We start from the raw sequence: 7001 nt of genomic DNA, 5'->3' as shown, positions 1-7001 counted from the left end.
AAAGCGGAATGTTTTTCGCTACAGGGCTCGACAGACTTTCGGTGATTTGCCCGTCGGGTTGATTTGTCGCATGCAAGGTAGCCACATCGTCATTGCGAGCGCAGCGAAGCAATCCATAGCGCCGCTTGTGGAGACGTGGATTGCTTCGCTGCGCTCGCAATGACGCCGGTGGCCATGCGCGCGAAAAGCGGTGGGTTACGCTTCGCTAACCCACCCTACGAAGCTGCGCTTTGCCCACCCTACGGCGTCAACGGCCCATGAGTTGGTCGGCGAAATAGCCGATGGTCTTGCGGTACACGACCGCTCTGTTCCATTCGCGCATCGCTTCGAAATTGGCGCTGCCTTCCTCGTAGGATGCGCCCATCGTGAAGCCGTTGGTGTGCAGGAGGTTCGCGGTGGAGGCGAGCACGTCGGGCACGCTATGGCGCAGATCGACATGGCCGTTGCCGTCGAAATCGACGCCGTATTTGATGTAGGACGACGGCAGGAATTGGGTCTGGCCGATCTCGCCGGCATAGGCGCCGATCATGTCGTTGAGGCGGAGATCGCCGCGCTGCACGATCTGCAGCGCCGAGAGCAGTTCGTTCTGGAACAGCTCGGTGCGGCGGCAATCATGCGCGAGCGTGGCGAGCACGCGGAACACCGGCAGCTTGCCCATGTCGCCCTTGCCGAAATCGGTCTCCAATCCCCAGATCGCGACCAGGATCTGGCGCGGCACGCCGTACTTCTGTTCGATGCTCGCAAGCAGCGCCGCATGACGCTGTAGCATTGCGCGCCCCGTGTTGATCCGCCCGGGCCCGACGCGGGTCGCGACATATTGCTGAAAGCTCTTGCGGAACGTGCCACGCTGGCGCCGGTCGAAGGCAAGCACGCCCGCATCCTGCTGCACGCCATCGAGCCCCTGCGAGATCACGTTTTGCGAGATGCCGGCCGAGGCCGCTTCCTGCGAAATGCCGGCAATGAAAGCATGGAAGTCACCGCCGCAGCGGGCGGCATAGGCGGGGGCAGAGATGGAGGGAATGCCAAGGACGATTACAAGGACGACAACGCGGATGTAGCGCATGGTTCGGCATTTTCCTCCAAAAAAGATGGCGCGTAACCGCACCGATCGGGGTTCTAGCATCCTATGTGGCCCGCGGCGAGCGACCTTCCCGTGAGTCGCCGACACGACTTCTGGTAGCATTTTTTATGGAGATCGCTTACGTTAGGGACATATTACTTTAAGCCGATTTTTGGAGATAAGGATGAGCAACTCAGATTCTCAAAATAATTCCCCTGCGAGCAATCCGCTGTCACAATTTCTCACGCCGGAAGCGATGTTGACGCCGGGCGTCGCGGGTGCGCTGACGATGATGATCACGAATGCACTGACCGTGAATTTCTCGATGCCACGCGCGTGGGTCGGTCTCGGCCTGAGCTTTGTGTTTGGATTGCTTGTCCTGGTGACAACGCGAAATCTGCTCCAGAAGGCCGTGTTCTATGTGCTCAACTCGCTGGTTATCTTCTGCGTGGCTGCTGGCGCAAACGGGCTCGGGGCGGGAGCCTCACAACGCGTCAGCCTGTCCCTGACAACAACGGCCTTCGCTCAAGACATAACTTCCTCCCAAAAGCAGCAGACGCTGGAATATTGCTCGAATCTATCCGCCGCTGTTGCGGAGGCCCAAAAGGCCAATCAGCCGCCGGACAAAATTCTGGAACTCATCAAGCCGTGCCAGACCGTCAGCAAGGATATCTTAAGGAGCGGCATAGCTGGTGGAGCAAATAGCGTAACCCAGCCCACGGGCAGATTCTTCTCCCCGTGGAAATTCTAGCAAGTGCACGGTTGGCCGGTCAGGAGGCGGCGTTCTTCGGCGAACGCCTTTAACGCGAGATCATGCCCGCGAAACTCACCTCCGTCAAAATGCCAACGAGACCTTTTGCCGCGCGGCTTGGCGCGCGCGGTTGGCGTTTCCTCGGCGTACTACGGCACCTTACGCGCCCGTGCACGTTTGAGCGGTCGCGCGAACCGCGTTATATGGATGCGGCGCGGCTCGGTGTTGCCCTTCATTGCGGAGGCGGCTTATGAGATCAATCACCCGTCGTTTCTTCCTGTCGCTGGCGGCTGCCGTTAGTCCGGCAGCGGCAATGGCCCATCATGGTTGGGGCGGTTACGACACCTCCAAGGCGTTCACCGTCACCGGCGAAATCCTGAAATCTGCATTCCAGAATCCGCACTGCGAGATCGAGATGGAGGTTGGCGGCAAGCACTGGCACTTCGTGCTGGCGCCGCCCTCGCGCATGCAAAATCGCGGAATCACGCCGGACCTTATCGCGCCGGGCAAGACCTGCACCGTGTTCGGCTATCCCCACACCAGCAATCCGGACGAGGCCCGGATCGAATACATCATTCTCGACGGCAAACGCTTCGAATTGCGGTAGGCCAGCGTGGAGCAGCATCCGGCCCCGCCGATCTTCCTGGCCTTGCAGGAAAGCGCGCTCGGGCATCTGATGCGCAACTCACCCGCGCTTTATCCCGCGGTCGAGATCCTGCACATCCTCGGCTTCGTTGTGCTGGTGGGATCGATCCTGGCCCTCGATGTCAGGTTGCTCGGCTTGGGACGCGCGATTCCGATCCAGCCGATGGCACAATTGCTGCTGCCTTTGTCACGCGTCGGTTTTCTTCTCGCGATCGGTATGGGTTTCCTGCTGTTCAGCGCCGACGCGGCGCATGTGGTGCGCAATCCTGCGTTCCAGGCCAAGCTGTTTCTGATCGTGGCCGCGCTGGTCAATGTCGTGATCGCGCATTCCGGCCCGTGGCGACAAGTTTCGCTCTGGGGAGGCGAAGCGTCCGGTGGCGCAAAGGTCACTGCGCTGCTGTCGCTTGTACTGTGGATCGGCGCCGTCTGCGCCGGGCGTCTTATAGCGTATTTTTGACAGGCTTCGCCCCATGGATCGCATCCGCCTTGCCATTTTCACAATCCTCCTCACCCTCTGCGCCGCGCCTGATATCGCGAGCTCCGACGAAGCTGAGGCCTGGACCGCGCTGCGCGCAGGCCGGCATGTTGCCCTGATGCGGCATGCCGATGCGCCGGGTGGCGCAGGCGACCCGCCCGGGTTCAGGATTGATGACTGCGGCACGCAGCGCAATCTCAGCAGCAAAGGCCGCGCGGACGCCGCAAGGATCGGTGCGCGGCTCAGGTCGGAAGGGATTGCGGTCGAGAAAATCCTCTCTTCGCCCTGGTGCCGCTGCATTGACACTGCAACGCTGCTGGAATTGGGGCCGATCGAAGTCGAGCCCGCATTCGGCAACGTGGTGGTGCTCAGCGATCAAACCGCAGCTCTGACCGCCGGGGCACGCGCGGTCATCGACAAATGGACCGGGAGCGGAATCCTGCTTGTCGTGACGCATGGCGCAAATATTCGGGCACTCACGGGCGTTTCGCCGGCGAGCGGCGAGATTGTCGTGGTCCGAAGCGAGGGTGGCGGCAGCAAGCCCGTGGGTCGCCTGATTCTCGATTGACGCATCGTGGATGCGCCAAGCGCGATCGGGCCCGACTTAGGAACGAAGCTGGAGCCATGCCGGTTATGAGTCAGAACCGGGCTCCGGCTTTTCAATTCGCCGGTTTGTCGGCTGAGCCGCCGTCCCTGTCGCCTGGAAAATGCGATAGGATTTCGTCATGAGCGACATGCAGGAAGAGGCGCCCTCGCCGCGCCAGTCTCTTGTTTTCCGAGCGCCGCTATTTCGGCTGCTTGCGATCAATCTCGCCGTCGGTGTCTTGGTTGCGGTGCTGCTCGTCGGCGGCCTGCTGCTGCTCAATCCCGGCCACCTGCGTGACCTGATCCTGGCCGATGACAGCCCTGGCGTTGCGCTCGGGCTGCTCTTGTTCGGCTTCATCGTCACGCTGGGCTCGAGCGCGATGGGCACGGCGATCATGGCGATGGGACAGCAGCAGACCGACGGCGGCCCGCGACGCGGGCGCGGCCAACTCGTGGCGCAGACGGTCGCCGCCATGGCGCCAACCCAGGGCAAAGCGGCGTCCGGCAGCTAGAGCGCCGTAGCCCGGGTGGAGCGCCAGCGTAACCCGGGACCGCCGGTGAGTATTGACGCAGCCGTCCCGGGTTGCGCTTCGCTCCACCCGGGCTACCAGGCTTGCAGGATTAGCCTCGACTTCAATGCAGGTTGAACAGGTTCTTCACCAGTTGCCCGGACATGATATCCGCGAAGGACAATTTGATCTCCGGAGCGGCCGGCGGCGCCGGGCTGGCAGGCGCGACCGCGGGAGCCAGCGGTAATGGCGGCTGGACCGCCGCGACCTTCGGCGCCTGCCGTTTGACCACCTTCTTGGTCTTTTTCTCGATCTCGACCGCCGGCGGAGGCGGAGGCGCTTCGGCGACCGCGCGCACCGGCGGCGGTTCGCTTGGCGGCACAGCTTCGGCCAGCGTCGGCGGCGGCACAATGGTGGGCAGGCTGGTGTCCATGACGACAAGTTCGGGTGGCCGCTCGAGCGAAGCAATCCGGATGGCCGGCCGCTCGACCGGCTCACCCGCCGCCTCGGTTAACGATTGCGGCGCGCACCAGTCAGCGATGTACAACAACGCAAGAAGCGATGCGCCAACCCAGGCGATGTATCGTCCGACAGGCATAACCATCTCTCGTCACCATGCTGATGTGACGAGGAGCAAAGGCCGTAATTCCTGACGGTTGGTAACCGCGACGAGGTTTGCGGGGAAATATCGAAACGTGGTTACCGCTGGATCCGGATTGCGAGCTCGGAAGCACTTCGGCGAAGCCCGCGTTGTTTGCGCAGAGCAGACAACCGCGGGAAGGCCGTTAATTTCTTTGACAGCGGTGCCCTGATCGACGACAAGCCGCCATGGCCAAGAAACCCGGGACCAATCCCAAAGGCGAGTTCGCCTTTTTCAATGTCTTCTATGAAGACGGCTCGCAACGCTCCAACCGGCGCGTGCCCGCCGAGTTGCTTGGCGGCCTCGACGGCGACGAACCGGCGCGCGGCTACATCCTCGAGCAGGACCGCGAGATCGCCGAGAAATCCGGCCGGCCGCCGCTCGCGATCAAGAAAATCGAGCGGGTCGGGGTGAAGAAGAAGTAGGCCGCCGCCCGTCGATCATCCCAATGACCTTACGAAGCAAGGTAATGCGGTGGGGATGATCGAGAACATTCGGATCGCTATTCCATAGAAAAGCAATCGTCGGCGTTCACCAGCGTCCGTTCCGCTTGTTCCAGGCGAACAGCACGTCCGCGAAGCGATCATAGGCAAACCGTGTCACCGGCAATATTGCGCGATTGCCGAGCAGCGTCGCGAGCCAGCCTTCGCCCGGAGTGAGCCGCCAGATCGCGATCGCGACGTCAGCGCCGACGATCAGGAGGCCGGCTTCGTCGGTCGCATGCAGGCGGCGGCGCACGTCATCGACGGACGCGCCGTAGCTTGCGAGCGCATCCGGTTGTTCGTTGATGTCCTTGAAGGAGATGGTGCCGGCGCGAACGGCGGCAAGAAGCTTGTTGCGTTGCCAGTCGATGCCGGCGTCGCAAACGGGGCAGCGCGTGTTGTACCAGACAACAAGGCGCTGCGCCGTCATGGCTTGGTCAGTTATCGAGGAACGACCGCAGCTTGCGGCTCCTTGACGGATGCTTCAGCTTGCGCAGCGCCTTCGCTTCGATCTGGCGGATGCGCTCTCTGGTCACCGAGAACTGCTGGCCGACTTCTTCCAGGGTGTGGTCGGTGTTCATGCCGATGCCGAAGCGCATGCGGAGCACGCGTTCTTCGCGCGGGGTGAGCGAGGCGAGCACGCGGGTGGTGGTCTCGCGCAGGTTCGACTGGATCGCGGCGTCGATCGGGAGGATCGCGTTCTTGTCCTCGATGAAATCGCCGAGGTGTGAATCCTCTTCGTCGCCGACCGGAGTCTCGAGCGACAACGGCTCTTTCGCGATCTTCAGGACCTTACGCACCTTCTCCAGGGGCATGCCGAGCTTTTCGGCGAGCTCTTCCGGGGTCGGCTCGCGGCCGATCTCGTTCAGCATCTGGCGCGAGGTGCGCACGATCTTGTTGATGGTCTCGATCATGTGCACGGGGATACGGATGGTGCGGGCTTGGTCGGCGATCGAGCGCGTGATCGCCTGCCGGATCCACCAGGTGGCATAGGTCGAGAACTTGTAGCCGCGACGGTATTCGAACTTGTCGACCGCCTTCATCAGGCCGATGTTGCCTTCCTGGATCAGGTCGAGGAACTGCAGGCCGCGGTTGGTGTATTTCTTCGCGATCGAGATCACGAGGCGGAGGTTGGCTTCCACCATCTCCTTCTTGGCCTGGCGCGCTTCGCGCTCGCCCTTCTGCACACCGTGCACGATCTTGCGGAACTCGACGATCTCGAGGCCGGTGAGCGCTGCGAGCTGTTGGATGTCGTGGCGCAGATCCTTGATGCGGTCCTTCTCGTGGTGGACGAAATTCTTCCAGCCCTTGGCGGAGAGTTTCGAGACACGGTTGAGCCAGCGCGGATCGAGCTCCGAGCCCTGGTAGTTGCGCAGGAAATCCTCGCGCGCGACGCCGTGGCTGTCGGCAAGCCGCATCATCCGGCCCTCGAACGAGACCAGCCGCTTGTTGATGTCGTAGAGCTGCTCGACGAGCGAATCGATGCGCGCCTGGTTCAGGCGCAGCGACTTCACCTCGACGATGATCTCGTCCTTCAGCTTCTTGTACTTGCGCTCCTGCGAGGGCGAGAGCGACTCGCTCTGCAACTGGTTGGCAATATCCTGTTCCTGAAGACGCCGCAGCTTCTTGTACTCGGACGCGATCTTGTCGAAGGTCTCGACCACCCTTGGCTTCAGCTCGGCCTCGATCGCCGCGAGCGACATCTGGTTCTCGAACTCGTCGTCGTCCATGTCGGCTTCGGCGGCGGCCTCGCCCGGATCCTTCTCCTCGGTATCAGGCTCGCCGCCGGCGGGCGCCGATCGGAACGGGGTCGGCGACGGCGGCGCGGCCGGCGGTGCGACATGGGCCGGCGCG

General features: G+C 62.4%; 10 protein-coding genes. 6 read left to right on the top strand and 4 right to left on the bottom strand.

Annotated elements, in window-relative coordinates; translation table 11 throughout:
* Positions 1 to 247 precede the first annotated feature (247 nt).
* The gene (locus tag CWO89_RS38505) at positions 248 to 1063 is read right to left on the bottom strand and encodes a lytic murein transglycosylase (RefSeq protein ID WP_130583564.1); all 816 of its coding nucleotides are present in this window, start codon (positions 1061 to 1063) and stop codon (positions 248 to 250) included.
* Between the two features lie 181 nt (positions 1064 to 1244).
* Between CWO89_RS38505 and CWO89_RS38500 the strand changes: the two genes are divergently transcribed.
* The 5 genes from CWO89_RS38500 to CWO89_RS38480 all read left to right on the top strand — a co-directional run bounded on the left by CWO89_RS38500 (position 1245) and on the right by CWO89_RS38480 (position 4028).
* Positions 1245 to 1811, top strand: a complete 567-nt coding sequence (locus tag CWO89_RS38500; RefSeq protein ID WP_130583563.1) for a hypothetical protein — start codon at positions 1245 to 1247, stop codon at positions 1809 to 1811.
* A gap of 250 nt (positions 1812 to 2061) precedes the next feature.
* Positions 2062 to 2418, top strand: a complete 357-nt coding sequence (locus tag CWO89_RS38495; protein ID WP_130583562.1) for a DUF6152 family protein — start codon at positions 2062 to 2064, stop codon at positions 2416 to 2418.
* A gap of 6 nt (positions 2419 to 2424) precedes the next feature.
* Positions 2425 to 2913, top strand: a complete 489-nt coding sequence (locus CWO89_RS38490; protein ID WP_130583561.1) for a hypothetical protein — start codon at positions 2425 to 2427, stop codon at positions 2911 to 2913.
* Positions 2914 to 2926: 13 nt separating this feature from the next.
* Positions 2927 to 3499 (top strand): histidine phosphatase family protein, encoded by a 573-nt coding sequence (locus CWO89_RS38485; protein WP_130583560.1) that lies wholly within the window; start codon positions 2927 to 2929, stop codon positions 3497 to 3499.
* Positions 3500 to 3656: 157 nt separating this feature from the next.
* Positions 3657 to 4028, top strand: a complete 372-nt coding sequence (locus CWO89_RS38480; RefSeq protein WP_394569858.1) for a hypothetical protein — start codon at positions 3657 to 3659, stop codon at positions 4026 to 4028.
* Positions 4029 to 4149: 121 nt separating this feature from the next.
* Here the strand turns inward: CWO89_RS38480 and CWO89_RS38475 are convergent, their stop codons facing one another.
* On the bottom strand, positions 4150 to 4623 hold the full coding sequence (locus CWO89_RS38475; RefSeq protein ID WP_130583559.1) for a hypothetical protein: 474 nt from the start codon (positions 4621 to 4623) through the stop codon (positions 4150 to 4152).
* Positions 4624 to 4853: 230 nt separating this feature from the next.
* Between CWO89_RS38475 and CWO89_RS38470 the strand changes: the two genes are divergently transcribed.
* Positions 4854 to 5090 (top strand): hypothetical protein, encoded by a 237-nt coding sequence (locus CWO89_RS38470; RefSeq protein WP_028168455.1) that lies wholly within the window; start codon positions 4854 to 4856, stop codon positions 5088 to 5090.
* A 106-nt stretch (positions 5091 to 5196) separates the two neighbouring features.
* Here the strand turns inward: CWO89_RS38470 and CWO89_RS38465 are convergent, their stop codons facing one another.
* Entirely contained in the window at positions 5197 to 5577 is a 381-nt protein-coding gene (locus CWO89_RS38465; protein WP_130583558.1) for a thiol-disulfide oxidoreductase DCC family protein, read from the bottom strand.
* Positions 5578 to 5584: 7 nt separating this feature from the next.
* On the bottom strand, positions 5585 to 7001 hold a 1417-nt coding region (gene rpoD, locus CWO89_RS38460), incomplete at its 5' end, for an RNA polymerase sigma factor RpoD (RefSeq protein WP_130583557.1).

This window comes from Bradyrhizobium sp. Leo170, from assembly GCF_004296405.1.
GTDB lineage: Bacteria > Pseudomonadota > Alphaproteobacteria > Rhizobiales > Xanthobacteraceae > Bradyrhizobium.
This window is presented reverse-complemented; position numbering and strand designations above follow the sequence as displayed.